We start from the raw sequence: 25,947 nt of genomic DNA on the forward strand, positions 1-25,947 counted from the left end.
GGCCTGTTCGTCAGCTGCGGATGACGGCCAGCATCTCATCGCGCAACGCGGCCATCCGATCCGCGGTCGGCGCCTCAACGTTAAGCCGCAGGAGCGGCTCGGTGTTGGACGGCCGGACGTTGGCCCAGCTGCCGTCGGGGAAGCTGAGGGTGATCCCGTCGAGGCGGTCGACCGGCACGTCGAACGTCCGCTCGATCTCGGCCATCTTCGCCGCCTGGTCGGCGACCGTCGAGTTGATCTCGCCCGAGGCCGTGTAGCGCTCGTAGTCCTTCGCCAGCGCCGACAGGGGCGCGGCCTGGCTGCCGAGCAGCGCGAGCGTGTGCAGCGCGGCGAGCATGCCGGTGTCGGCGCCCCAGAAGTCGCGGAAGTAGTAGTGCGCGGAGTGCTCGCCGCCGAAGATCGCGCCCGTGGTGGCCATCTCGCCCTTGATGAACGAGTGCCCGACCCGGGTCCGCACCGGGACACCGCCGTGCTCCCGGACGATCTCGGGTACCACGTGCGAGGTGATGAGGTTGTGGATGATCGTGGCGCCGGGCTCCTTGGCCAGCTCGCGCACGGCGACCATGGCGGTGATCACAGAGGGCGACACGGCCTCGCCGCGCTCGTCGATGACGAAGCAGCGGTCGGCGTCGCCGTCGAAGGCGAGTCCGAGGTCGGCGCCGGTCTCGCGGACCTTGGCCTGCAGGTCGACGAGGTTGGCCGGCTCGAGCGGGTTGGCCTCGTGGTTCGGGAACGTCCCGTCGAGCTCGAAGTACAGCGGGATGATTGTCAGCGGCAGCCCCGAGCCGAGCACCGCCGGGACCGTATAGCCGCCCATGCCGTTGCCGGCGTCGACGACCACGGTCAGCGGCCGGATGTCCGACAGGTCGACGAGCTTGAGCAGGTGGGTCGCGTAGCGCTCCAGCAGGCTGTACTGCTCCAGGCCGCCCCGCAGGTCCGCCTCGGTCACCCGCGGCGCGCCGCTGTCGAGGATCGCCTGCGCCCGCTCGCGGATCTCGGAGAGGCCGCTGTCCTGCCCGACGGGCTTGGCGCCCCGCTTGCAGAGCTTGATCCCGTTGTACTGCGCCGGGTTGTGGCTGGCGGTGAACATCGCGCCGGGCAGGTCGAGCGCGCCGGAGGCGTAGTAGAGCAGGTCGGTGGAGCCCAGGCCCGCCTCCAGGATGTCGGCGCCCTCGGCGCGCGCGCCGGCGGCGAACGCGGCGGCGAGCGCCGGGCCCGAGGCCCGCATGTCGTGCGCCGTGACGATCTTGTCGGCGAACTCCCCGCGCGAGCGCAGCGTCTGGACGAAGGCGCGTCCGAGCGCCTCCGCCACCGGCTCGTTGAGCTGGTCTGGCACCGTGCCCCGCACGTCGTAGGCCTTGACGATCCGGCTCAGGTCGATCACAGTCTCGCACCCCTAGTCGTGGTCGCTGTTCCTACGACGGAGCCTAGTGCGGTTGCACTCCGTACACGTGTCAGTCCCGACTTGATGATGTGAGAAGTGAGAAGCCTTTGTGGTACAGGATGAGGCATGGCCGAGGAAGGTAACTCCCTGCGGGCGATCGTCGCGGCACTCAGTGCCAACCTCGGCATCGCGTTGAGCAAGTTCGTCGCGTTCCTCTTCACCGGGTCGTCCGCCCTGCTCGCCGAGGCCGTGCACTCGGTGGCCGACACCGCCAACCAGGTCCTGCTGCTCATCGGCGGGCGCCGCGCGCAGCAGCGGGCGAGCCAGCTGCACCCGTTCGGGTACGCCCGCTTCCGGTACTTCTACGGCTTCCTCGTCACCCTCGTGATCTTCCTCGTCGGCGGCGTGTTCGCGCTGTACGAGGGCTACCAGAAGCTGCGCGACCCGAGCCCGGTCGAGGACCCGATCTGGGCGTTCGCCGTGCTGGGCATCTCGGTCGTGCTGGAGTCGTTCTCGCTGCGCACCGCCGTGCACGAGGCCCAGCCGTCCCGCCGCGGCGTGCCCTGGCTGCGCTTCATCCGCACCACCCGCTCCCCCGAGCTGCCCGTCGTGCTGGCCGAGGACTTCGGCGCGCTGACCGGCCTCACCTTCGCCCTCGCCGGGATCACCCTGGCCGTGATCACCGGGGACGGGCGCTGGGACGCCGCCGGCACCCTGGCCATCGGCGCGCTGCTGGTCGTCATCTCGGCCACGCTGTCGCAGCGGATGCGCAGCCTGCTGATCGGCGAGTCGGCCGACAACCGCACGCTGCTGGCGATCGAGGCCGCCATCGAGCGGGAGCCGCTGGTCGAGCGGATGATCCACCTGCGCACCATGCACCTCGGCCCCGACCAGCTGCTGATCGCGGCCAAGGTGGCGGTCAAGGGCAACGAGACGATGGCCCACGTGGCCGCGGCGATCAACCGGGCTGAGAAGCTGGTGCGCGACGAGCTGCCGTACGAGTGCTTCATCTTCCTGGAGCCCGACGTCTTCGACGCCAAGCTGTTCGAGTCGGCCGAGCGGCCGCCGGGGTCGTCGTCATCCCGCGAGGCCTGGGAATAGAGCTACCGCGACGTCCGCCGTGGTTGAGGCCCGTGACTCCCGGGCCTCACCGTCCGCCGATAGCCGCGGCAAACTACAGCACCAGGCCGGTCAGCACCATCACGCGCTCCTCGGTGTAGTCGGCCATCGCGCTGGCCAGGCCCTCGCGCCCGACGCCGCTGGCCTTGGCCCCGCCGTACGGCATCTGGTCGGCCCGGTAGCTGGGCACGTCGCCGACGACCACCCCGCCGACGTCCAGCACGCGGTGCGCCTCGAAGGCCCGGTCGAGGCGGCGGGTGAAGACGCCGGCCTGCAGCCCGTACTGCGACGCGTTGACGGCCGCGAACCCCTCCTCGTCGGAGCCGATGCGGGCGAGCACGAGCACGGGCCCGAAGACCTCCTCGGCGACGACCTTCGCGTCCGCCGGCACGTCGGCGAGCACGGTCGGCGCGTAGGCGGAGCCGTCGCGCGCGCCGCCGGTGAGCAGCTTGGCGCCGGCCGAGACCGCCTCGCCGACCCACGCCTCGACCCGCCGGGCGGCGTCCTCGCTGATGAGCGGGCCGACGTCGGTCGCCTCGTCGCCGGGGTCGCCCGTGCGCTGGGCCTCGACGGCGGCGACGAGGCGGTCGGCCAGGGCGTCGAAGTGGCGGTCGTGGACGTACACCCGCTGAACCGCGATGCAGCTCTGCCCGGCCTGGTAGTTGGAGAACGTGGCGATGCGGCCGGCCGCCCACTCCAGGTCGTCCCAGTCCTCGCACACCACCACGGCGGCGTTGCCCCCGAGTTCCAGCGTCACGTGCTTGCGCGGCACGGCGTCGCGGATCTGCCAGCCGACCGGACCGGAGCCGGTGAACGACACGACCGGCAGCCGCGGGTCGGCGACCAGGCCGGGCGCGCGGTCGTTGGGCAGCGGCACGACCGACCACATGCCCTCGGGCAGGTCGGTCTCGGCGAGGATCTCGCCGAGCAGCAGCGCACTGAGCGGGGTCGCCGGGGCCGGCTTGAGCACGATCGGCGCGCCGACGGCGATCGCCGGGGCGACCTTGTGCGCGACGAGGTTGAGCGGGAAGTTGAACGGCGCGATGCCCAGCACCGGCCCCCGGGGCACCCGCTTGACCAGCGCGATGCGGCCGGTGGCGGCCGGGTCGGTGTCGAGGCGCTGCACCGCGCCGGAGAAGCGGCGGGCCTCCTCGGCCGCCCAGCGGAACGTCGACACGGCGCGGGCGACCTCGCCCCGCGACCACTTCATCGGCTTGCCGTTCTCGGCGGTGATGAGCCGCGCGACCTCGTCGGCGCGCTCCTTCAGGCGGGCGCTTACGTGGTCGAGGGCGGCCGCCCGGGCGCTCGCCGGCAGCGCGGCGGCCTCGCGGGCGACCGCGGCCGCGGCGGCGACGGCCGCCTCCACCTGCTCGGGAGTGGCATTCGAGGTGGTACCCACGATTCGCCCGTCGAACGGATGGCGGATCTCGACGGCGTCGTCGCTGCTGGCCGGGCGCCCGGCGATGAAGAACGGGGTCACAACGCAACCCTAACCCCTGCTCGAGCCGGTTCACAGCGCGGAAACAGTTGCCCAGGGGGTTGTGTACCGCGGATTCGATGGAAGGATGGGCCTGCTAACACTCAAGGGAGTGGACATGACGAAGCAGTTGCAGAACTTCATCGACGGCGCGCACACCGACCCCGCCGACGGCCGCTATTCCGACCTCATCGACCCCGCGACCGGCGAGGTGTTCGCCTCGGCGCCCGTGTCCGGCGCCGCCGACGTCGACCGGGCCATGCAGGCCGCGGCCAAGGCGTTCGAGACCTGGCGCGACACGACGCCGTCGGAGCGGCAGAAGGCCCTGCTCAAGCTCGCCGACGCCATGGAGGACCGGGCCGGCGAGATCATCGACGCCGAGGTCCGCAACACCGGCAAGCCGCGCGGGATGACGGCGAGCGAGGAGCTCCCGCCGTCGGTGGACCAGATCCGGTTCTTCGCCGGCGCCGCCCGGCTGCTCGAGGGCCGCTCGGCCGGGGAGTACATGAAGGGCCACACCAGCTATGTGCGGCGCGAGCCGATCGGCGTCTGCGCGCAGGTCACGCCCTGGAACTACCCGCTGATGATGGCGGTGTGGAAGATCGCGCCGGCGCTCGCCGCGGGCAACACCGTCGTGCTCAAGCCCTCCGACACCACGCCGGTCTCCACGCTGCTGCTGGCCGAGATCGCCGCCGAGTTCCTCCCGCCGGGCGTGCTCAACGTCGTCACCGGCGACCGGGAGACCGGCCGCGCCCTGGTCGCGCACCCGACGCCGCAGTTCGTGTCGATCACCGGCTCGGTGCGGGCCGGCCGCGAGGTCGCCGCCGCGGCCGCGCCGTCGCTCAAGCGCACCCACCTGGAGCTGGGCGGCAAGGCCCCGGTCGTGGTCTTCGACGACGCCGACCTGGCCGCCGCGGCCGAGGCGATCGCCGTCGCCGGCTACTTCAACGCCGGCCAGGACTGCACCGCGGCCACCCGGGTGCTCGCCGGCCCCGGCATCTACGACGACTTCGTCGCCGCGCTGGCCGAGCAGGCGGCCGGGACGAAGACCGGCGCCCCCGACGACGAGGACGTGCTCTACGGCCCGCTGAACAACGCCAACCAGCTGGCCCGGGTCGGCGGCTTCATCGACCGGCTGCCCGACCACGCCAGGCTCGACGCGGGCGGGGCCCGGGTCGGCGAGCGCGGCTACTTCTACTCCCCGACCGTCGTGTCCGGCCTGCGCCAGGACGACGAGATCATCCAGGACGAGGTCTTCGGCCCGGTGATCACGGTGCAGCGCTTCACCGACGAGGACGAGGCGGTGCGCTGGGCCAACGGCGTGGAGTACGGGCTGTCGTCCTCGGTGTGGACCCGCGACCACGGCCGCGCGATGCGCATGACCCGCCGCCTGGACTTCGGCTGCGTCTGGGTCAACGCGCACATCCCGATCGTCGCCGAGATGCCGCACGGCGGGTTTAAGCAGTCCGGCTACGGCAAGGACCTCTCGGTGTACGGCCTCGAGGACTACACCCGGATCAAGCACGTCATGCACAACATCGAGCTCTGATGACGGACCCGCATCCACAGACGTCCGCGGACATCCACAAGCGGCGCACCGCCGCCGTCGCCCGCGGCGTCAGCAGCATGATCCAGTCGTACGTCGACCACGCCTCCGGCGGCACCATGTCCGACGTGGACGGCCGGGAGTGGGTCGACTTCGCGTCCGGCATCGCCGTCACCAACGTGGGCAACGCCAACCCGCGGGTCGTGGCGGCCGTCAAGGCGCAGGCCGAGCGGTTCACCCACACGTGCTTCATGATCGCGCCGTACGAGAGCTACGTGGCGGTCTGCGAGCAGCTCAACGCGCTCACCCCGGGCGCGTTCGAGAAGCGCTCGGCCCTGTTCAACTCCGGGGCCGAGGCGGTCGAGAACGCGGTCAAGATCGCGCGGCGGGCCACGGGCCGGCGGTCCGTCGTGGTGTTCGACCACGCGTACCACGGCCGCACCAACCTCACGATGGCGCTGACGGCGAAGGACATGCCGTACAAGCACGGCTTCGGCCCGTTCGCCGGCGAGATCTACCGCGTGCCCATGTCCTACCCGTTCCGCGACGGGCTGGCCGGGCCCGACGCCGCCGCGCTCGCGATCAGCACGATCGAGAAGCAGGTGGGGGCCGACCAGGTCGCCGCCGTGCTCATCGAGCCGATCCAGGGCGAGGGCGGGTTCGTGGTACCGGCGCCCGGGTTCCTGCCCTCCCTGGCCGCCTGGGCGAAGGCCAACGGCGCGCTGTTCGTGGCCGACGAGATCCAGACCGGCTTCTGCCGCACCGGCGAGTGGTTCGCCTCGACCCACGAGGGCGTCGAGCCGGACATCGTCACCACCGCGAAGGGCATCGCCGGCGGCCTGCCGCTGGCCGCGGTGACCGGCCGCGCCGAGGTCATGGACGCCGTGCACGTCGGCGGCCTGGGCGGCACCTACGGCGGCAACCCGATCGCCTGCGCGGCCGCCCTGGCCTCGATCGAGACGATGCGGGAGCTGGACCTGGCCGCCGCGGCCCGCCGGATCGAGTCGAAGGTCCTGCCGCGCCTGCGGGAACTCCAGCGGCGGCACCCGTTCATCGGCGACGTCCGCGGCCGCGGCGCGATGCTGGCCGTCGAGATCGTGGTGCCCGAGTCGGCCGCACCGGGCGCTGTCACGGCCGAGCGCGGCTACGGCCGGGGCGCGCCGCTCGGCGCCACCCCCGACCCGGCGAAGACCGCGGAGATCCAGCGCCGCGCCCACGAGGCCGGCCTGCTGCTGCTCACCTGCGGCACCTACGGCAACGTGATCCGCTTCCTGCCGCCGCTCGTCATGGACGACGCCACGCTCGACCGCGCCCTGGACCTGCTGGAGTCCGCCCTCTGAGACTCATTCGAACTTGAGCTTGATCTCGCCGCCGTCGAGGGCCGCCGTGCCCGTCGCCTTCAGGGGCGCGTCGCTGTCATGACCACTGACGGACTTTCCGTCAGTGGTCGTCAGCACCATCTCCACGCGGACGACGCCGTCAGCGCAGACGAACGCCGCGGATTCGCCACTGGGCGTGTATGTGCAGGCCGGCTGCTTGGTGACCGTCGTGACAATCCTGACGTAGAGCAGCTTCTCGACCGGGCCGGTCGTCTCGATCACCGGGGCGTTCAGGAGGTCGTCGGGGTTGATCTCACCGGGCTTGATCGCCTGGAAGACGCCGGCGCCGGACGGGCAGGACGGGTCCGGCACGAAGTTCTTCGCGGCGCACTGCTCCAGCGCGGCCGCGATCGCCGCGTCGACCTTGGTCTTGCCCTCCGTCGACAGGCTCGGCGCCGGCAGCTGAACGATTGTCGTGGCGGCGTCCGCCGACGGCACCGCGGCGGCGGAGCGGCTCACGAACAGCGCATTGCCGTCCACGGTGACCGCGTAGGCACCTGGGAACGCCGGCCCGCCCTTGGCCGGGTCGACCGCGATGCCGTTCACGGTGACCTTGGCCTTGTCCGCGACGTTGGCGAAGGCGAGCTTCACGAGCGGGGACTCCAGCAGGAAGGCCCGGCCCTGCCGCTGGGCCTTGAGCGTCTGGGTGACCGTCGAACCGCCCGCCTGGTATTGCACCGTCATCGTCGCCGTGTCCCCGGCCCGGGCGACGCGGGTGATCGTCATCCCCTGCGGCCGCACGGCCGGGTCCCGCAGCGCGGCGTCGCTCAGCAGCGGGCTCGCGGTCGGCAGGTCGGCGCCGATCGAGGCCTTGTCGATGGCCCGCATGGCCCCGGTCGCGTCCCCGGCGGCCAGGCGCGCGAAGTAGTCCTTGGCCACGTCACGGGGATCGGGGTTGAGCACCCGCCACGCCACCACGCCGCCGGCCGCGAGGAGCACGACGACGAGCGCCGCGGCCCCGACGAGCAGGCGGCGCCGCTTCGGCGGCCGAACGACCTCCGGAACACTCTCCAGCTCCGCGGCGGCCTCCGCCGCAACATCCGAAGCGGCGTCCGGGACTGCGTCCACCGCAACCTCCGGAGCACCCTCCGCCGCAACATCCGGAGCAGCGTCCACAGCAACAGCCGGAGCGGCCTCCGGTGCAACTTCCGGAGCGGCGTCCGGGGCAGCGTCCACCGCACCTTCCGGAGCGGTCTCCGGAGCGGTCTCCGGAGCGGTCTCGTCTGCCGGCTCGGGAGCGGTGGGCGCGGACGTCATGCCGCCACGATAAGCAAGTTGATCACTATCGCGCTGTCCCGCACCCCACACTGAGGCCGGCCCGTTATTGACAGCCTTGGCGTCCACCCGTGACGCGGGTCCGCTGTACGGCGACGAGCTGGTCAACCGGATCAGGAAGCGCACGCCCTCCGGGCGAACCGGTCCCAGGGCCCTGGCTGGGGCACTCGCGCCCGGGGACCGGCTCCGGCCCCCGGGCGGGGCACTCGCGCCCGGGGACCGGCCGCCCCACTCAGCCGCAGTGCCAGACGACCGGGTGGTTGACGTCGCCGACCACGAAGGTGCCGGCGACCGTCGAGCCGTCGGCGCTGATCGCGACCGCGCCGGTCAGCTCGCCGCCGCTGGGCCCCAGGAGCTGGACGGCGTGGCCGTCCGCGGGCTGCAGGAGGGTCCGGCCGACGCCGAAGCCGTTGATGAGGGCGTCGCCGCTCGCCGTGCCGGCCCGGGCGCCGGAATCAACCTGCGTCGGTATCCGCACGACCCGGCCGGATTGCAGGTCCCAGCGGACCGCGTCGTGGCCGGACGAGCCGTAGACGTAATGGCCGGCGATCCCCATCGCATCGCCGTTGGCGGCGTTGGGCAGCCGGGGCAGCACGGTCGGCGTGCCGTCCGGCGCCCACGCGATCGCCTGGCCGTGCACATCGCCGACCACGGTGCCGTCGTCGCCGATGTCTCCCGCGGCGGAGGACAGATCCCGGTCGCCGACCCCGGCCGGGACCGTGAGCAGATGGACCGTGCCGTCGGCCGACCAGATCGCCGGCACGCTGCTGTTGGGCTCGGCGGTGCCCACCCCGCCGACGACGGCGCCGTGCTCGTTGACGGCAATCGGGGAGGCGTACTGATAGCCGGCCGGGAGGGCCAGGTTGCTCGCGTGGCCGTTGCGCACGATCCAGCCGATCGTGTTGTGCCCGTCGACCAGCTCGAACCCGATGACAGTGCCGTCGCTCGTCACGCCGGTCACCTCCCCGGTGACGCCCGGCACCACCTCGGGCCGGCCGTCGCGCCAGACGACCGGCGTCGGCTGCCGTTCGTTGACATAGCCGCCCACGATCCGGCCGGACGGGTCCATGGACGTGACCGTGCCGTCGGCGCTGCCGGCCGGCTTCGGCAGCTCGGCCGGCGCGCAGGCGAGCCGGGGCGCGGGCGGGGCGGCCGGGGCCGCCGAGCCGGACGGGCCGGCCCGCATCGGGCCGAAGGCGACGAACGTGCCGACCGCGGCGAGCACGACCAGCGCGGTGGCCCCGCCCGTGACGGCGGTGCGCACCCGGGCCCGCCGGCCGGTCGTGATGGCGCGTTGCACGTCGGCGCCGGGGGGCGGTACGTCGACCGCCAGCATCAGCGAGCGCAGCTCGTCGCCGGCGTCTTCCTCGTCGAACGGGTTCATGTCGACCTCCTCAGTGGTTGTTGTTGGCCAGCAGGCCCCGCAGGGCCTCGATGCCGCGGGAGGACTGGCTCTTCACCGTGCCGATCGAGCAGTTCAGCGCCTCGGCCACCTCCTCGATGGGGCGGTCGAGCAGGAACCGCATCACGAGCACGGCCCGCTGGCGGGGCGGGAGCTGCCGGAGCGCGGCGACGAGCCGGTCGCGCTCGTCGACATCGGTGTGCGGCTCGGCGGCCGGGACGTCGGCGGCCGCGGCGAACAGCGACACGCGCGACCATGCGGCCCGCTTCTCGTCGATCACCGCGTGCACGAGCATGCGGTGCACGTACGCGTCGATGTTCTCGGTGCGCGAGACGCGCTTCCAGTGCTGGTAGAGCTTGGTGATCGTGTTCTGGACGATGTCGTCGGCCCGGTGCGAGTCGCCCGCACACAGCAGATACGCGGCGCGGTGCAGCGCCGGCAGCCGCGCCGAGACATAGGCGACGTAGGCGGCCTGTGTGCTCTCTGCGCCCATCTGCTTCCTCCCGCTCGCTGCCGTCATCCAACCGACGGATCCGGGCGGGCGAAAGGTTGAGACGCTATCTGGCCAGCAATGGCCGGCGGGGATCCCACGGGTCGCCGCGGCGGCGCCGGGCGATCGCCGACAGCGCCTCGAGCACGACCCGGTTGGCGAGGAACGCGGTGATCTCGGCGTGGTCGTACGGCGGGCTGACCTCGACCACGTCGACCCCGACGATCGGCAGCTCGTAGCAGCAGCGGCGCACCGCGTCCAGCAGCTGGCGCCCGGTCAGGCCGCCCGGCTCGGGGGTGCCCGTGCCGGGCGCCATGCCCGGGTCGACGACGTCGACGTCCACGGACAGGAAGACGCCCTCGCACTCGTCGGTGGCGATGGCGAACGCCTCGGTCAGGCACTCGTCGAGGCCGCGGGCGCCGATCTCGGTCATCTCGTACGAGCGCATGCCCTGCGCGGCCATCCAGTCCAGCGTCTCCGGGCCCGGCCAGTAGCCGCGCAGGCCGATCTGCAGGAACCGGTCGCCGCGCAGCGCGCCGGACTCGATCAGGCGGCGCATCGGCTGGCCGTGGCCGATCAGGGAGCCGAACTCGACGTCGCCGGTGTCGGCGTGGGCGTCGAAGTGGACCATCGACACGCGGCCGAAGCCGAGCTTGCGGGCCACGCCGGTGGCGTCGGGCCACGCGATGGTGTGGTCGCCGCCGAGCACGATCGGGATCGCTCCCGCGTCGGCGACGGCGAAGACGGCGTCCTCGAGCCGGCGGATCGCGGCGGCGGCGTCCCCGGCGTACATCTCCACGTCCCCGGCGTCGAGCACGCGCAGGTCGCGCAGGGCGTCGACGCCGAGGGCGAGCGACGGGCGGGAGCCGTCGTGCGGCAGGTAGCAGGCCTGGCGGATGGCCTGCGGGCCGAACCGCGTGCCCGGCCGGTGCGAGGTGCCCCCGTCGAACGGCGCACCGACGATCACCACGTCGGCCTCGGGAAGCGAAGCCAGGTCGCAGGCCGGCACCCCGAGGAACGTGATGTCCGGGCCGAACATGGGGCCGTACCTGGTCATAGCTCCTGCATACCCCAGGGCGACCCGTACGCGGTGAGCAGATCGAGGAACGGCTTCGGCGGCAGCGCCTCCGGGCCGAGCACGCCGGCGCCGCTCCACGTGCCGGCCGCGATCAGCTCGAGCGCCACGACCGGGTTGACGGCGGTCTGCCAGACCACCGCCTGCGAGCCGTACTCGCTCATGGTCCACGCGTTGTCGACGACGTGGTACAGGTACGTCGCCCGCGGCCGCCCGTCCTTGCCCAGCCCCGTGACGTAGGTGCCGGCGCAGGTGCGGCCGTGCATGCGCTCGCCGAGCGTGGCCGGGTCGGGCAGGCAGGCGGCCACGACGTCGCGCGGTGAGACCTCGACGCCGCCGGCGCGCACCTTCTTCGTCGAGTCGAGCCCGAGCTTGTGCAGGGTCTTGAGGACCTCGATGAACTCGTTGCCCAGGCCGTACTTGAAGGTGACCCGCCGCACGTCGATCCAGCGCGGGATGAGCAGCACCTCCTCGTGCTCCACGTTGACGCACTCGACCGGGCCGATGCCGGCGGGGAAGTCGAAGATCTCCGGCTCGGAGAAGGGCTGCGTGACGTACCAGCCGCGGTTCTTCTCGTAGATGACCGGCGGGTTGAGGCACTCCTCGATCGTGGTCCAGATGGAGAACGAGGGTGCGAACTCGTAGCCGTCGACCACCAGGTCGGAGCCGTCGCGGATGCCGACGTCGTGCACCTCGGCAAACAGCGTGTCGGCGGCGTATCGGGCGAAGACGTCGGACAGGCCGGGCTCGACGCCCATGCCGACCAGCGCCAGCCGGCCGGCGTCGCGCCACCGGTCCTCGTCGGCGAACTGCTCCTCGCCGAGCATCCGGCCGATCTTGTCGTACGGCCGCTCGGGGTGCGCCTGCGACAGTGACATGGCCATGTCGAGGTAGTGCGCCCCGGCCGCGAACGCGCCGGTGAACACCGGCATGACGAAGCGCGGGTCGACGGCGTTGAGCACGTGGCTGATCCGCAGCTCGCGGCACAGCCCCTCGACGGCGCCGGCGTCGGAGGCGTCCAGCGCCGCCGCGGCGAAGCGGGGGTCGTCCACCGCGGCCACGGCGGCCTCGGCCTTGGCCGCGTCGTAGTCGGCGACGACGCAATGGTCGAAGAATGAGCGCCGGGCGGCGATGCGCACGGCGGCGGTGCCGACGCCACCGGCGCCGACAATCAGGAGTCGCATGGGGTATCAGGCCTTCCGGCGCAGGCGCGGCAACTGTCCGATGAGGACGATGAGGAAGGAGATGAGGAACATGGCGGTGCCGATGACGTTGATCTGCGCGGGAATGCCGCGCTGGGAGGCGCCCCAGACGAACATCGGGAACGTCACGAGGGTGCCCGAGTTGAAGTTGGTGACGATGAAGTCGTCGAAGGACAGCGAGAACGACAGCAGCGCGGCGGCGACGATGCCCGGCATCACCAGCGGCAGCGTCACCCGCAGGAACGTCTGCCGCTCGTCGGCGTAGAGGTCCATGGCGGCCTCCTGCAGCCGCGGGTCCAGCCCGGCGAGGCGGGCCTTGACCGTGACGACCACGAACGACAGGCAGAACATGACGTGGGCGATGACGACGGTCCAGAAGCCCAGCGGCACCCCGGACGCGACGAACAGCGCCAGCAGCGACGAGCCCATGACGATCTCGGGCGTCGCCATCGGCAGGAAGATCAGCGTGTTGGTCGCGCCGCGGCCGCGGAAGGCGTGCCGGGCCAGCGCGAAGGACATGAGCGTGCCGAGGATCGTCGCCAGCAGCGTGGCGACCAGGGCGATGCCGATGCTGACCAGGAACGCGTCCTGGATGCCGGCCACGCCGAACGGGTGCGCCCAGTTGTCCCAGGTGAACTTGAAGTTGTCGAGCGTGTAGGGCGCGTTGTGGCCGGCGTCGCGGAACGACATCGCGGCCACGACGGCGATGGGCACGAACAGGTACAGCAGGACGATGATCCCGATCGCGAGGACCCAGTGGTCGGCGACGAACCGGCGCAGGCGGTGGACCATCAGAGCACCTCCTCCGTTCCGGCCCGCTTCACGTAGATGAAGACCAGCACGAGGATCGCCGCCATCAGCGTGAACGACAGCGCCGCGGCGGCCGGGTAGTCGCCGACCTTCAGGAACTTCGACTGGATGACGTTGCCGATCATGTACTGCCGGCTCGTGCCCAGCAGCTCGGCGTTGATGTAGTCGCCGGCCGCCGGGATGAACGTGAGCAGCGTGCCGGCCACGACGCCGGGCATCGACAGCGGCAGCACCACTCGGGTGAACCGCGCGACCGGCCGGGCGTAGAGGTCCCCGGCCGCCTCGATGAGCCGCGGGTCGAGCTTCTCGAGGCTGGCGTAGAGCGGCAGGACCATGAAGGGCAGGAAGTTGTACACCAGACCGGCGATCACCGCCGGGGTGGTGGCCAGCAGGCGGCCGTCGGGCAGCGGGACGTGCAGCGCGTGGAGCACCGACACCACCGTGCCGTTGTCGGACAGGATGACCTTCCAGGCCAGCGTGCGGATCAGGAAGCTCGTGAAGAACGGCGCGATGACGCAGATGAGCAGCACGTTCTTCCAACGGCCGGCCTTCTGCGCGATGGCGTACGCCAGCGGGTACCCCAGCAGGAGGCAGAACGCGGTGGTGAGCGCGGCGTAGCCGATCGAGCGGGAGAACTGGTCCACGTAGGCCGCGACGGCATCGGAGTAGTTGGCGAAGTGCCACGTCATCGCGTAGCCGTCCTCGAGCGACCCGTCCGGGTCGTAGAGGCTGGTGGCCAGCAGCTGCAGGCACGGTACCGCGAAGAACAGGATCAGCCACAGGCCGCCGGGCAGCAGCAAGAGGTACGGCAGCCACTTCCGGCGAGGCTTCTCGAGCTTGACCGGCGCCGCGGTCCCGGCCGCGGCACCAACGTGGCCCAGGGCGCTCATGCGAACACCTCCGCAACGCTGCGGCGCCCGCATGAGTTGAGACGTCCATGATGAGCGGCCACTCCGCTCCGCTCCGTACCGCTCATGCCGCCACTTCCTCCGGGTCCACGACCGGCGCGTGGGTCTCCCCGGCCGGGCGAGGTAGCAGGAACGCATGCTCGGGCCGCCAGTGCACGGTGACCTCGCTGGCCACCGCGAGGGGCGCGGCGACGCCGGAGTTGGGCACGAAGACGGTGAGCTCCTCGCCCCAGGGCGCCCGGACCAGGTACTGCGTGCTCACCCCCATGTAGGAGGAGTCGGTGACGAGGCCGCTCACGCTCTGGTTGCCCGACGGCACGTCGCCGGTGGTGAGGTGCATCTTCTCCGGCCGCATGCCCAGCCACACGGTGCCCTCGGTGGCGCGGGCGCGCGCGGCGGGGACCGAGTAGCGCTCGCCGTAGGCCTCCACGAGCAGGTCGTCGCCGTTGCGGCCGCGCACCTCGGCGGCGAACAGGTTGGACTGGCCGAGGAAGTTGGCCACGAAGGCGGTGCCCGGGAAGTCGTACATCTCGACCGGCGCGCCGAGCTGCTCGATGCGCCCGGCGTTCATCACCGCGACCGTGTCGGCCATCGTCATGGCCTCCTCCTGGTCGTGGGTGACGTGCACGAAGGTGATGCCGACCTCGGTCTGGATCCGCTTGAGCTCGACCTGCATCTGCCGGCGCAGCTTGAGGTCGAGGGCGCCGAGCGGCTCGTCGAGCAGCAGCACCTGCGGGCGGTTGATCAGGGCCCGGGCCAGCGCGACGCGCTGCTGCTGGCCGCCGGAGAGCTGGGCCGGCCGGCGCTTGCCGAAGCCCTCCATCTCGACCAGGCGGAGCATCTGCTCCACCTGGTCGGCGTACTGCTTCACGCCGCGCCGGCGCAGGCCGAACGCGACGTTGTCGGAGATGGACAGGTGCGGGAAGAGCGCGTAGCTCTGGAACACCGTGTTGACCGGGCGCTTGTACGGCCGCAGCGGGGTCACGTCACGGTCGCCGAGCAGCACCTGGCCGGTCGTCGGTTCCTCGAGGCCGGCGATCATCCGCAGTGTGGTCGTCTTGCCGCACCCGGAGGCGCCCAGCAGGGCGAAGAACGAACCCCGGGGCACGGTGAGGGTCAGGTCGTCGACCGCGGTGAAGGCCCCGAACCGCTTCGTCACGCCGACCAGTCTCAGGTCGGCGCCGCTGGCCGTGTCGTGCTGCTCGGTCATGTATCAGGCTCCCCGCACCGACTCGAACTTGGCGGCCCACTTCTTGTCCTCGTCCTCGGTCAGCGCCTTGAAGGCATGGGCCTTCGACAGGGTGGCGCTGTCGGGGAAGATCAGCGGGTTGGTGGCCAGGTCCGGGGCGACCTTCGTCATCGCGTCCTGCGCGCCCTGGACCGGGCAGATGTAGTTCACCGTCGCGGCGACCTGGGCGGCCACCGCGGGGTCGTAGTAGTAGTCGATGAGCTGCTCGGCGTTGGCCCGGTGGGTGGCCGGGGCCGGGATCAGCATGTTGTCGGACCAGAGCATGACGCCCTCTTCCGGCGTGACCCACTTGACCTGGGAGCCGTCCTCGGCGGCGAGCTGGATGACGTCGCCGGACCAGGCGATGCAGGCGGCGAGGTCGCCCTTGGCCAGGTCCTCCTTGTAGTCGTTGCCGGTGAACTTGCGGATCTGGCCGGAGCTGACCGCCTTCTTGAGCTTCTCCAGGGCCGCGTCGTAGTCGGCTTCGCTCACGGTGGCGGGGTCCTTGCCCATCGACAGCAGCACCAGGCCGACCGTGTCGCGCATCTCGGTGAGCACCGCGATCTTGCCCTTGAGGTCGGCCCGGGTCAGCAGCTCGTCGAGGTTGCGGACCTCCTTGGCGACCTTGCCGTTGTACGCGATCCCGGTGAGGCCGGACTGCCACGGAGCGGCGTGGTTCATGTCCTTGTCCCACGGGCGGTTGCGCAGCGTGGCGAGCACGTTCTTGGTGAAGTTCGGGGTCTTGGCCGGGTCGAAGGGCTGGACCCAGCCCAGGTTGACCACGCGCGAGGCCATCCAGTCGGTCAGGACCATGACGTCGCGGTCGATCGACTGGCACTGCTGCAGCTGGTTGCGGACCTTGCCGAAGAACTCGTTGTTGTCGTTGACGTCCTCGGTGTACGTCACGGCGATGCCGGTCTTGGCGGTGAACCCGTCGATCGACGGGCGCTTCTTGTCGTCGTTGGCGTCGACGTCGATGTACAGCGGCCAGTTGGACCAGCTGAGCTTCTTCTCGGTGGCCGAGGCGTCGGTGCCGACGCAGGCCTTCTGCTCGGCCTCCGGCTTCTTCGCGGGCTTCGTGCCGCAGGCCGCGAGCGCACCACCGCCGGCGACGAGAGCGCCGCCGGCGAGCAGGCCGCGCATGAGGGTCCGGCGGGACAGGCCGGTGGCGCTGATGACCGCCTGTGCTTCTGGCGAGAGCGGCGGGCGAGAGGGGTTTCGCACGGGAGGCTCCTACGGATCTCGGTTGCCGGCCTGGGGGTTCCGCAGAGGTGACCGGCAACCGATCCTGACACGATGTCCCATCACTCACAAGGGATTCCGTTGTCACGATCGGGCCGCACAACGAAAAGCGCTATGTGATCAAGCCGAGGTTACGGTTGTCACCTCGCCGAAACGAGGAGGCACAGTCTGCCACGGTTCCCTGATCGACGGCAGCCCTAACGAATCCGCAGATCTTCCGTTTACCAGCCATGGAATTAGTTGCAAACGGCCGGGTCCTGGGCAAGAATCCACACGTGACCGAGCCCGCCCTCGACGACGTCAACAAGCGGATCATCGAGCAGCTGCAGCGCGATGGTCGCATGTCCTACGCCGCCCTCGCCAAGGTCGTCGGCCTGTCCGAGGCCGCCGTGCGTCAGCGAGTACAGCGGCTGTTGGACACCGGCGTCATGCAGATCGTGGCCGTGACCGATCCCCTCACGCTGGGCTTCGCCCGGCAGGTGATGATCGGCGTCAAGGTCCAGGGCGCTCTGCGACCGGTCGCAAAGGCACTCGCCGCAGTGCCGGAGATCGACTACGTGGTCATCTGCGCCGGCGGCTACGACCTGCTCGTCGAGCTCGTGTGCACCGACGACGAGCACCTGCTCGACCTCATCAACGACACCGTGCGGAGCATCCCGGGCGTGACGGCCACGGAGACCTTCGTCTACCTCAAGCTCGCCAAGCAGACCTATGCGTGGGGGACACGATGAACACCGATCAGCAACCCGACGCCGCCCACCTCGACGCGGCGGCCCGCGAGCATCTGTGGATGCACTTCACGCGGCTGTCGGCCTACGCCGAGTCTCCGGTCCCGGTTATCGTGCGCGGCGACGGACCCTACATCTACGACAGCAACGGCCGGCGCTACCTCGACGGCCTGTCCGGGCTGTTCGTCGTGCAGACCGGGCACGGGCGGCACGAGCTCGCCGACGCGGCCGCCAAGCAGGCCGCCGAGCTCGCCTACTTCCCCCTGTGGTCGTACGCCCACCCGAAGGCCATCGAGCTGGCCGACCGCCTGGCCGAGCTCGCCCCCGGCGACCTCAACCGCGTCTTCTTCACCACCGGCGGCTCCGAGGCCGTCGAGAGCGCGTGGAAGCTCGCCCGCTCCTACTTCAAGCGCACCGGCAAGCCGCTCAAGACCAAGGTGCTGTCCCGCTCGATCGCCTACCACGGCACGTCGATGGGCGCCCTGTCGATCACCGGCATCCCCGTGCTCAAGCAGGACTTCGAGCCCCTCGTGCCGGGCGCCTTCCGGGTGCCCAACACCAACTACTACCGCCGGCCCGACGAGTCGATGACGCCGGAGCAGTTCGGCGTGTGGGCCGCGGACCGCATCGCGGAGGCGATCGAGTTCGAGGGCCCGGACACGGTCGCCGCGGTGTACCTCGAGCCGGTGCAGAACGCCGGCGGCTGCTTCCCGCCCCCGCCCGGATACTTCGAGCGCGTCCGCCAGATCTGCGACCGCTACGACGTGCTGCTCGTCTCCGACGAGGTGATCTGCGCGTTCGGCCGGCTCGGCGAGTACTTCGGCGCCGACCGCTACGGCTACCGCCCCGACATCATCACCTGCGCCAAGGGCCTGACCAGTGGCTATGTGCCGCTCGGCGCGATGCTCGCCTCCGAGCGGCTGGCCGAGCCGTTCCTCGACGGCCACAACTGGTTCGCACACGGCATCACCTACGGCGGGCACCCGGTCGGCTCCGCGGTCGCGCTGGCCAACCTCGACATCTTCGAGCGCGAGGGCCTCAACGCCCACGTGCAGGCCAACTCGCCGCTGTTCCGCTCCTACCTCGAGCGCCTCTACGACCTGCCGATCGTCGGCGACGTGCGCGGCGACGGGTACTTCTTCGGCATCGAACTGGTCAAGGACAAGGCGACCAAGGCGACGTTCGACGAGGCGGAGAGCGAGGCGCTGCTGCGCGGGTTCCTCTCCAAGGCGCTCTTTGACGCCGGCCTCTACTGCCGCGCCGACGACCGCGGCGACCCGGTCATCCAGCTGGCCCCGCCGCTGATCTGCGACGAGAGCCACTTCGCCGAGATGGAGCAGATCCTGCGCGCGGTGCTGACGGAGGCATGGGCGCGCCTGTAGAGCGCACGCGGATCCGCCGCCTGCCCGACAAGGCGGTCCGCGAGCGCTCGGCGCTGCACGCCGTGCTCGACGCCGGCACGGTCGCGCACGTCGCGTTCGTCCACGATGGACAGCCGTACGCGATTCCGGTCGCCTACGCCCGCGACGGCGACACGGTCCTCATCCACGGCTCGACGGGCAGCCGGCTGTTCCGCCACCTGGCGGAAGGCGCGCCGTGCTGCCTGACCGTGACGCTGCTCGACGGCCTGGTGCTGGCCCGCAGCGCCTTCGAGACGTCGATGCGGTACCGCTCGGCAATGGTCCTCGGCGCCTGCACGGTGCTCGAGGACCAGGTGCCGGCCCTTCGCGCGATCAGCGAGCACATCGTGCCGGGGCGGTGGGCGCTCGTCCGCCCGCCGTCGAAGAAGGAGCTCGCACAGACGCTCGTGCTGGCACTCCCGCTGGCCGAGTGGTCGCTGAAGGTCAGCGACGGCTGGCCGGAGACGGGCCCCGAGGACGACGGCTGGGACCCGCCCACCGGCGTCATTCCGATCCGCGAGGTGCGCGATGAGCTTCTGGATGTCGGTACTGCCGCCGACGCCGCCCCGCCCGCCGCTGCCCGGTGACGCGGACGCCGACGTGTGCATCGTCGGCGCCGGGTACACGGGCCTATGGACCGCGTACTACCTCGCCGCCGCCGACCCGGCGCTGCGCGTCACCGTCCTGGAGGCCCGCACCGCCGGCTTCGGCGCCAGCGGCCGCAACGGCGGCTGGTGCTCGGCGCTGTTCCCCAAGTCGGTGCTGGCCCTGGCCCGCGCCTACGGCCGCGAGCCCGCCCTGGCCCTCAACGCGGCGATGGAGGCCACCGTCGACGAGGTCGGCCGGGTCGCCGCCGCCGAGGCCATCGACTGCGACTACGCCAAGGGCGGCACGGTCGTGCTGGCCCGGACCCCGTTGCAGCTCGAGCGCGCCCGCCACGACGCCGAGGAGGCCGCGGCCTTCGGCATCGACCTGCGCCTGCTCCCGGCCGAGGAGGCCAGCGCGCGGGTCGGCGCCACCGGCGTGCTCGGCGGCACCTACACCCCGCACTGCGCGGCGATCCAGCCCGCCAAGCTGGTGCGCGGCCTGGCGGAGGCGTGCGAGCGGCGGGGCGTGCGCATCTATGAGCAGACCCCGGTCACCCGCCTGACCGCCGGCCGCGCCGAGACGCCGCACGGCACCGTGCGGGCCCCGATCGTCGTGCGCGCCACGGAGGGCTTCACGCCTGGCCTGCCGGGCCTGCGCCGCGCGATCGCCCCGGTGTACTCGTTGATGATCGCGACGGACCCGCTGCCCCCGGACTTCTGGTCGGCCGCGGGACTGGCGCAGCGCGAGACGTTCTCCGACCACCGCCACCTGATCATCTACGGCCAGCGCACGGCCGACGACCGCCTGGCCTTCGGCGGGCGCGGCGCCCCGTACCACTTCGGCTCCGCCGTCGACCCGGCGTTCGACCGCGAGCCCCGGGTGTTCGCGGAGCTGCGGCGGGTCCTGGGCGAGCTCTTCCCGGCGCTGGGCGAGGTCCCGGTCGCGCACACGTGGGGCGGCCCGCTCGGCATCGCCCGCGACTGGATGGCCTCGGTCGGCCTGGACGCGGCGACGGGCCTGGCCTGGGCCGGCGGCTACGTCGGCGACGGCGTGGGCACCTCGAACCTCGCCGGCCGCACGCTGGCCGACCTCATCCGCCGCGTCGACAGCGACCTGGTGCGCCTGCCGTGGGTCGGGCACCGCTCCCGCCGCTGGGAGCCGGAGCCGCTGCGCTGGCTGGGCGTGAACGCGAGCCTGCGGATGATGACCGCGGCCGACGCCGCCGAGTCCCGCACCGGCCGGGCGTCGCGGCGCGCGGCGCTACTGGGCCGCGTCCTGGGCCACTAGCGCCTCCCCAGCGAGTCCACAGTGGAGCGCATCGCTATGGCTGTGGAAGCTGCTTTAGCCCTCGAGGTCGTCGGGCGACACGCCCAGGAGGTTGGCGACCTGCTCGATGATCACGTCGTGCACCAGGTCGGCGAGGTCGTCGTGGTCGGCGGCGCGAAACTCCAGCGGACGCCGGTACAGCACGATCCGCGGCGGCACGCCATGGCGGCCCGGGCGCCCGGGCAGCAGGCGGGCGAGCGGGACCTCGCCGTCCTCGAGCACGTCGGAGTCGTAGACGTTGAGGTCCGGCGGCACGTCCTCGACCGCGAACTCGACGCCGGCGAGCTCCTGGGAGAAGCGCTGCTCGAGCTGCTCGACCGAGTCGAGCACGAGATCGTCGAACATCTCGGCTCGGGTGCGGGACATCGGCAGGGACGCGGGGACCAGCCGGCCGCGCAGACCACGGCCGTGCCGATCGCGACCGCGCCGTCCGGGTCCACTGCGTCGTCGGTCTGGGCTCGCCACGATGTCAGCGTAGCGCCAGGGGACCCTATCGCCCGAGCGAGCGTGTCGCCCCGGTCACCCCGGCGTGTCGCGGGGCTACCGGTGCGGCGCGAAGGCCGTGGGGAGATACCGTTCGGCCGTGAGGACCCCACGTCGATGCTCGCGCAACGGTTGCCCCCGACCCCCCGTTGCGACGTTGACGTACGTTTATGCCGAATCGACCGCAGTTGTCGGTCCGCTGGCCGCCTTCGCCGAGCCGCACTCCTACGACCTCTGCGAATCGCACGCCCGCGGGCTCACCGCGCCGCGGGGTTGGGACCTGGTACGGCACGAGGGCGAGTACGGCCCGCCCCCGCCGACGAACGACGATCTCGTCGCCCTCGCCGAGGCCGTGCGCGAGGCGGCCCGGCCGGCGCCACATCGGGAGGAACCGGATCAACAGCATCCACTCGGCCGCCGCGGTCATCTTCGCGTCATTCCCCCGGATGCATAATTATTTGTTCGAGAATTCGCAAAAAGGGCGCCGGTCCCTTTCCGGGAACCGACGCCCAATTTGCAAAAATCCGATCTGCTAAGCCGCCCGTCGTTTGAGCTTGCGGCGCTCGCGTTCCGAGAGCCCGCCCCAAATCCCGAAGCGCTCGTCGTGCCCCAGCGCGTACTCCAGGCAGTCCGCCCGCACCTCACAGCGCGAGCAGATGCGCTTGGCCTCGCGCGTCGACCCGCCCTTCTCCGGGAAGAAAGCCTCCGGGTCGGTCTGCGAACACAGAGCGCGCTCTTGCCACTCCGGAGCGTTACCCAGCAGGTCGGCCACGACTGGTCGGCCGTCCATCAGCGTGCCTCCTTCTTGCGCGCCGGCGTCAATGCCGACGCAACCCCCCACGCGGAAGGCGCATGTCCTACAAGGTTGCTGTACCTCGGCGCGGTGTTCCTTATGCCCGCTTGGTGGCATCTTGCGAGCCACCCGGCGAACATCCCCCGTGAAATTACACGCGTGTAATGCGTGCGTCGTCAAGCCGAACCTGCTAAATAGGCCCGCCCGGGCGACCGCTTGCACCCCGTGCTGTACCCATACCGACGCAGCCCTACCGGAGGTAACGGGCGACACGCCGGACGCGCCGGAAGAGTCTCGGCAAGTTTGCTCAAGCCGCCCCCGTGGCGGCCGAACTGCGCCGATGTGCGGCATAAGCTGAGATCCGACGCTACGGCCCGCTCATGATCCATCGCTTGCTCCTGGGCGCCGCCGTCTCCGCAATCGTGTTCACGGTCGGCGTCGCCGGCCTGGGCTGGAAGCCCTACGTCGTGATGTCCGAGTCCATGGCGCCGTCGATGCACGCCGGCGACCTCATCTTCGTCGATCCGCACGCCCACTCCGTTTCGGTGTACGAGATCGTGACCTACACCGATGTGCGCGGCGCCATCACCCACCGGGTGATTTCCCAGTCGGCGGACGGTGCCCTCACGGTGAAGGGCGATGCCAACGCGCAGCCGGACCCGCGGGCGATCGACCGCAAGCACATCGTCGGCCCGGTACGCCTGATCCTGCCCCACGTCGGCTGGCCGGTGATGCAGGTGCGCACGCACCCGTTCAAGGTCACGGGGGTCGCGCTGCTCCTTGCGCTGCTGCTGCCCGGCCGGCGCGTGCTGGGCCTGCTCGTGCTGGGCGGGCTGGTCGCGGTCGTCGCGATGGTGCCCACGACGGGGGCCGCGCTGCTCGCGGCCTACGCCACGACGCCACCCTGACTCGCAGCCGCCGCACCCTTCGCGCGCCCGCGCCCCGCGCCCCGCGCCCCGCGCCCCGCGCCCCGCGCCCCGCGCGCCCGCGCCCCGCGCCCCGCGCCCCGCGCGCCGTGCGCCCGCGCCCCGCCCTCACTGCGCCGCGCCCCGGCGCACCCGCGCGCCCGGCGTCTCGCGCCCCGCCCCTCACGGCGCCCCGCGCGGCCGCGCCCCACGCGGCCGCGCCCCGCGCGTCTCGCGCGCCTCGCCCCTCACTGCGCAGCACGGCGCCCCGCGCGTCCGTGCGCCCTGCGCCTCGGGCCCCGCCGCGCCCCCTCACGGCGCCGCGCCCTGCGCGCCCCACACCTCGCGCGCCGCCGCGGCCTTCACCGCGGGCGCTGCCGCGGCCTTCACCGCAGGCGCCTCCGCGCGCCGCGCGGAGCCCATCGCGTAGTACAGCGCCTCCACGGTGGCGGTCGCCGAGCCGTGCCTGGGCCTGCCCCGCGAGCGCGCGAAAGCGCGCATAACCGAAATGTCGGATATGTCCGTCGCGGAGCGGCGGACATATCCGTGGCGGCGCGGCGGACATATCCGTGGCGGCGCGACGGGACCGGGTCAGGCGTCGGCTGGGAGGCGGCCGTACGTCGTGGTGCGCTGGCGGACCGGGCGGCCGGCCGCGTGACCGATCGACTCCAGCTCCTCGCGAGTCCGCGCCGAGCCGTGCTCCGAGCCGGCCATCCGCGAGATGGTCTCCTCCATGAGCGTCCCGCCGAGGTCGTTCGCCCCGCCGCGCAGCATCGCCACCGTGCCCTCGTCGCCCAGCTTCACCCACGAGCACTGGATGTTGTCGATGCGGCCGTGGAGCAGTACGCGGGCCATGGCGTGCACCGCGCGGTTGTCCCGCCACGTCGGGCCCGGGCGGGCGATGCCGGCCAGGTAGATGGGGGCGCTGTGGTGTACGAAGGGTAGCGCCACGAACTCGGTGAAGCCGCCGGTGCGGTCCTGGATACCGGCGAGCACGCGGAAGTGGCCGAGCCAGTGGCCGGGGTGGTCCACGTGGCCGTACATCATCGTCGAGCTCGACCGGATGCCCAGCTCGTGCGCGGTCGTCACCACCTCGACCCACGCCGACGTCGGCAGCTTGCCCTTGGTGAGCACCCAGCGGACCTCGTCGTCGAGGATCTCGGCGGCGGTGCCGGGGATCGTGTCGAGGCCGGCCTCCTTGAGCTGGGTCAGCCAGTCGCGGATCGACACGCCGGCCTTCGCGGCGGCGGTGACGACCTCCATCGGGCTGAAGGCATGCACGTGCATGCCGGGGACCCGGCGCTTCACGGCGCGGACCAGCTCCGCGTAGGCGCCGACCGGGAGCTTCGGGTCGATGCCGCCCTGCATGCAGACCTCGGACGCGCCGGCCTGCCAGGCCTCCTCGGCGCGGTCGGCGACCTGCTCGTAGGAGAGACGGTAGGCGTCGGCGTCGCGCTCGCGCTGGGCGAAGGCGCAGAAGCGGCAGCCGACGTAGCAGACGTTCGAGAAGTTGATGTTGCGGTTGATCACGTAGGTGATGTCGTCGCCGACCGCCTCGCGGCGCAGGTCGTCGGCGATGCGCACGAGCTGCTCGAGGCCCGGGCCGTCCACATTGAACAGCGCCAGCGCGGCGGACTCGTGCTCCGGCCGCAGCAGGCTGCCCGGGTCGCTCTCGGCCAGCGAAAGTCCACTGTGGACGTCGCGGTCGAGGCGCTCGGGCGCCGCCGCCGGGACTCTCGTGGCGACCTCGTTCCAGTCGCCGTACACCGTGTCGAAGTCGCCCCGCCGGTCCGCGCTGCGGCCCTCGGCGTCGATCGCGGCGAACAGGTCGGTGCGGCCGCTGTCCTCGTGGCCGCCGTCCGGCTCCTGCCAGGGCAGCCCGGCCGGGAGCGCGCCCTCGTCGGCCAGGCCGGTGTCGCGCTCCATGAGGGCCTCGACGTGCGCGGTCAGCCGGGCGTCGAGCCAGGGCACGCCGCGGCGGGCATACTCCGGGTAGATCGTGAGGCGCTCCCGCAGTACGAAACCGGCGGCCTTTGTCCTTTCCGCCAGCTCGTCGAGGGCCGGCCAGGGCCGTTCGGGGTTCACGTGGTCCGGCGTCACCGGGGACACCCCGCCCCAGTCGTCGATGCCGGCGCGGATCAGGAGGGTGTACTCCTCGTCGATCAAGTTCGGCGGGGCCTGGATGCGCGCCTTCGGGCCGAGCACGAGCCGGGCCACGGCGATGGTGGCCGCGAGGTCCTGCAGCTCGGCGTCGGGCATCCCGCGCATCGCCGTGTCTGGCTTGGCGCGGAAGTTCTGGACAATGACCTCCTGGATGTGGCCGTACTCCCGCATCGTCCGCCGGATGGCGAACAGCGACTCGGCGCGCTCGTCGAGCGTCTCGCCGATGCCGATGAGGATGCCGGTCGTGAACGGCACGCCGACCCGGCCGGCGTCCTCGAGCACCCGCAGGCGCACCGCCGGCTCCTTGTCCGGCGAGCCGTAGTGCGGGCCGCCGGGCTCCGACCACAGGCGGGTGGCGGTGGTCTCGAGCATCATGCCCATGCTCGGCGCGACCGGCTTGAGCCGCTGCAGCTCCGCCCACGACAGCACGCCCGGGTTGAGGTGCGGCAGCAGGCCGGTCTCCTCGAGCACGGCGATCGCGCAGGCGCGCAGGTAGGACAGCGTCGAGTCGTAGCCGCGCTCGTCGAGCCAGCGCCGCGCCTGGGGCCAGCGCTCCTCGGGGCGGTCACCGAGCGTGAACAGCGCCTCCTTGCACCCCTGCCGGGCGCCCTCGCGGGCGATCTCGAGGACCTCTTCGATCTCGAGGTACTCGGCGGGCAGCCGGTGCGGCACGGTCGCGAACGTGCAGTAGTGGCAGCGGTCCTGACACAGCCGGGTGAGCGGGATGAACACCTTCTTCGAGAAGGTGATGACGCCCGGGCGGCCGGCGTCGGCGAGTCCCGCGTCGCGCACCGCGGCCGCGGTCGCCAGAAGCTCGTCGAGGGCGGCGCCCCGCGCGGTCAGGAGCACCGCCGCCTCGGTCGCGTCGAGCGTGCGGCCGTCCGACGCCCGCCGCAGCGCTCGCCGCGTCGCGTTGTCTTCGGTACCTCTGGCAGCAGACGTCACGCCTTGCAGCCTAGGCCGCCGTCAGGCGGATTCACGCCAGCCCGGCGTGTGAAGTTCCCCGCGACCGGCGCGCGGCCGC

At 71.9% G+C, this 25,947-nt stretch carries 24 protein-coding genes; 9 read left to right on the plus strand and 15 right to left on the minus strand.

Annotated elements, in window-relative coordinates:
• Positions 1-10: 10 nt before the first annotated feature.
• Positions 11-1,384: a phosphomannomutase/phosphoglucomutase gene (locus ACQEVU_RS45675; RefSeq protein WP_433335842.1), complete on the minus strand. Its 1,374-nt coding sequence runs from the start codon at positions 1,382-1,384 to the stop codon at positions 11-13.
• Between the two features lie 126 nt (positions 1,385-1,510).
• Between ACQEVU_RS45675 and ACQEVU_RS45680 the strand changes: the two genes are divergently transcribed.
• The gene (locus ACQEVU_RS45680; RefSeq protein ID WP_433335844.1) at positions 1,511-2,485 is read left to right on the plus strand and encodes a cation diffusion facilitator family transporter; all 975 of its coding nucleotides are present in this window, start codon (positions 1,511-1,513) and stop codon (positions 2,483-2,485) included.
• 73 nt (positions 2,486-2,558) lie between these two features.
• On the opposite strand, the gene ACQEVU_RS45685 is transcribed toward ACQEVU_RS45680, so the two are convergent.
• Positions 2,559-3,983: an aldehyde dehydrogenase family protein gene (locus ACQEVU_RS45685; protein WP_433335846.1), complete on the minus strand. Its 1,425-nt coding sequence runs from the start codon at positions 3,981-3,983 to the stop codon at positions 2,559-2,561.
• 115 nt (positions 3,984-4,098) lie between these two features.
• Between ACQEVU_RS45685 and ACQEVU_RS45690 the strand changes: the two genes are divergently transcribed.
• Together ACQEVU_RS45690 and gabT are read left to right on the plus strand one after the other, a co-directional pair.
• Positions 4,099-5,529 carry a gamma-aminobutyraldehyde dehydrogenase gene (locus ACQEVU_RS45690; protein ID WP_433335848.1) on the plus strand — a complete coding sequence of 477 codons (1,431 nt, stop codon included), beginning with the start codon at positions 4,099-4,101 and terminating at the stop codon, positions 5,527-5,529.
• Complete coding sequence (gabT, locus tag ACQEVU_RS45695; RefSeq protein WP_433335850.1) at positions 5,529-6,866, plus strand: 4-aminobutyrate--2-oxoglutarate transaminase; 1,338 nt, start codon at positions 5,529-5,531, stop codon at positions 6,864-6,866. The genes ACQEVU_RS45690 and gabT overlap by 1 nt, the downstream gene beginning before the upstream one ends.
• A gap of 3 nt (positions 6,867-6,869) precedes the next feature.
• On the opposite strand, the gene ACQEVU_RS45700 is transcribed toward gabT, so the two are convergent.
• From ACQEVU_RS45700 to ACQEVU_RS45740, 9 genes are all read right to left on the minus strand, one after another.
• On the minus strand, positions 6,870-7,973 hold the full coding sequence (locus ACQEVU_RS45700) for a hypothetical protein (protein ID WP_433335852.1): 1,104 nt from the start codon (positions 7,971-7,973) through the stop codon (positions 6,870-6,872).
• 439 nt (positions 7,974-8,412) lie between these two features.
• Positions 8,413-9,564, minus strand: coding sequence for a hypothetical protein (locus ACQEVU_RS45705; RefSeq protein WP_433335854.1), 1,152 nt, complete (start codon positions 9,562-9,564; stop codon positions 8,413-8,415).
• 10 nt (positions 9,565-9,574) lie between these two features.
• Positions 9,575-10,075 (minus strand): SigE family RNA polymerase sigma factor, encoded by a 501-nt coding sequence (locus ACQEVU_RS45710; protein WP_433335856.1) that lies wholly within the window; start codon positions 10,073-10,075, stop codon positions 9,575-9,577.
• A 64-nt stretch (positions 10,076-10,139) separates the two neighbouring features.
• Positions 10,140-11,129 carry an agmatinase gene (gene speB, locus ACQEVU_RS45715; protein WP_433335858.1) on the minus strand — a complete coding sequence of 330 codons (990 nt, stop codon included), beginning with the start codon at positions 11,127-11,129 and terminating at the stop codon, positions 10,140-10,142.
• Positions 11,126-12,331 (minus strand): saccharopine dehydrogenase C-terminal domain-containing protein, encoded by a 1,206-nt coding sequence (locus ACQEVU_RS45720; RefSeq protein WP_433335860.1) that lies wholly within the window; start codon positions 12,329-12,331, stop codon positions 11,126-11,128. Before ACQEVU_RS45720 ends, speB begins: the two co-directional genes overlap by 4 nt.
• Before the next feature lie 6 nt (positions 12,332-12,337).
• Positions 12,338-13,141: an ABC transporter permease gene (locus ACQEVU_RS45725; RefSeq protein ID WP_433335862.1), complete on the minus strand. Its 804-nt coding sequence runs from the start codon at positions 13,139-13,141 to the stop codon at positions 12,338-12,340.
• Positions 13,141-14,049 carry an ABC transporter permease gene (locus ACQEVU_RS45730; protein WP_433335864.1) on the minus strand — a complete coding sequence of 303 codons (909 nt, stop codon included), beginning with the start codon at positions 14,047-14,049 and terminating at the stop codon, positions 13,141-13,143. The genes ACQEVU_RS45725 and ACQEVU_RS45730 overlap by 1 nt, the downstream gene beginning before the upstream one ends.
• 82 nt (positions 14,050-14,131) lie before the next feature.
• Positions 14,132-15,277, minus strand: coding sequence for an ABC transporter ATP-binding protein (locus tag ACQEVU_RS45735; protein WP_433335866.1), 1,146 nt, complete (start codon positions 15,275-15,277; stop codon positions 14,132-14,134).
• 3 nt (positions 15,278-15,280) lie between these two features.
• Positions 15,281-16,519, minus strand: coding sequence for a polyamine ABC transporter substrate-binding protein (locus tag ACQEVU_RS45740; protein ID WP_433335868.1), 1,239 nt, complete (start codon positions 16,517-16,519; stop codon positions 15,281-15,283).
• A 248-nt stretch (positions 16,520-16,767) separates the two neighbouring features.
• Between ACQEVU_RS45740 and ACQEVU_RS45745 the strand changes: the two genes are divergently transcribed.
• The 4 genes from ACQEVU_RS45745 to ACQEVU_RS45760 are packed head-to-tail and all read left to right on the plus strand — an operon-like array spanning position 16,768 to position 20,540.
• Positions 16,768-17,268: an Lrp/AsnC family transcriptional regulator gene (locus ACQEVU_RS45745; protein WP_433335870.1), complete on the plus strand. Its 501-nt coding sequence runs from the start codon at positions 16,768-16,770 to the stop codon at positions 17,266-17,268.
• Positions 17,265-18,647 carry an aspartate aminotransferase family protein gene (locus tag ACQEVU_RS45750; protein WP_433339689.1) on the plus strand — a complete coding sequence of 461 codons (1,383 nt, stop codon included), beginning with the start codon at positions 17,265-17,267 and terminating at the stop codon, positions 18,645-18,647. The genes ACQEVU_RS45745 and ACQEVU_RS45750 overlap by 4 nt, the downstream gene beginning before the upstream one ends.
• Entirely contained in the window at positions 18,632-19,252 is a 621-nt protein-coding gene (locus tag ACQEVU_RS45755) for a pyridoxamine 5'-phosphate oxidase family protein (protein WP_433335872.1), read from the plus strand. Before ACQEVU_RS45750 ends, ACQEVU_RS45755 begins: the two co-directional genes overlap by 16 nt.
• Positions 19,194-20,540 (plus strand): NAD(P)/FAD-dependent oxidoreductase, encoded by a 1,347-nt coding sequence (locus ACQEVU_RS45760; protein WP_433335874.1) that lies wholly within the window; start codon positions 19,194-19,196, stop codon positions 20,538-20,540. Before ACQEVU_RS45755 ends, ACQEVU_RS45760 begins: the two co-directional genes overlap by 59 nt.
• Positions 20,541-20,594: 54 nt before the next feature.
• Here ACQEVU_RS45760 and ACQEVU_RS45765 read toward each other — a convergent pair whose 3' ends face one another.
• A complete protein-coding gene (locus tag ACQEVU_RS45765; RefSeq protein WP_345134834.1) occupies positions 20,595-21,044 on the minus strand; it encodes a metallopeptidase family protein in 450 nt (149 codons plus the stop codon).
• A gap of 118 nt (positions 21,045-21,162) precedes the next feature.
• Between ACQEVU_RS45765 and ACQEVU_RS45770 the strand changes: the two genes are divergently transcribed.
• On the plus strand, positions 21,163-21,516 hold the full coding sequence (locus ACQEVU_RS45770) for a DUF3499 domain-containing protein (RefSeq protein WP_433335876.1): 354 nt from the start codon (positions 21,163-21,165) through the stop codon (positions 21,514-21,516).
• Positions 21,517-21,594: 78 nt separating this feature from the next.
• On the opposite strand, the gene ACQEVU_RS45775 is transcribed toward ACQEVU_RS45770, so the two are convergent.
• Complete coding sequence (locus ACQEVU_RS45775; RefSeq protein ID WP_033364663.1) at positions 21,595-21,852, minus strand: WhiB family transcriptional regulator; 258 nt, start codon at positions 21,850-21,852, stop codon at positions 21,595-21,597.
• A gap of 383 nt (positions 21,853-22,235) precedes the next feature.
• Here ACQEVU_RS45775 and ACQEVU_RS45780 point away from each other — a divergent pair, with 383 nt between their 5' ends.
• Positions 22,236-22,763, plus strand: coding sequence for a signal peptidase I (locus ACQEVU_RS45780; RefSeq protein ID WP_433335878.1), 528 nt, complete (start codon positions 22,236-22,238; stop codon positions 22,761-22,763).
• Positions 22,764-23,072: 309 nt separating this feature from the next.
• Here the strand turns inward: ACQEVU_RS45780 and ACQEVU_RS45785 are convergent, their stop codons facing one another.
• On the minus strand, positions 23,073-23,261 hold the full coding sequence (locus tag ACQEVU_RS45785) for a hypothetical protein (protein WP_433335880.1): 189 nt from the start codon (positions 23,259-23,261) through the stop codon (positions 23,073-23,075).
• A gap of 90 nt (positions 23,262-23,351) precedes the next feature.
• Complete coding sequence (locus ACQEVU_RS45790; protein ID WP_433335882.1) at positions 23,352-25,868, minus strand: bifunctional FO biosynthesis protein CofGH; 2,517 nt, start codon at positions 25,866-25,868, stop codon at positions 23,352-23,354.
• Positions 25,869-25,947 lie beyond the last annotated feature (79 nt).

It is taken from the genome of Dactylosporangium sp. CA-139066 (assembly GCF_050936175.1).
Lineage (GTDB): Bacteria > Actinomycetota > Actinomycetes > Mycobacteriales > Micromonosporaceae > Dactylosporangium.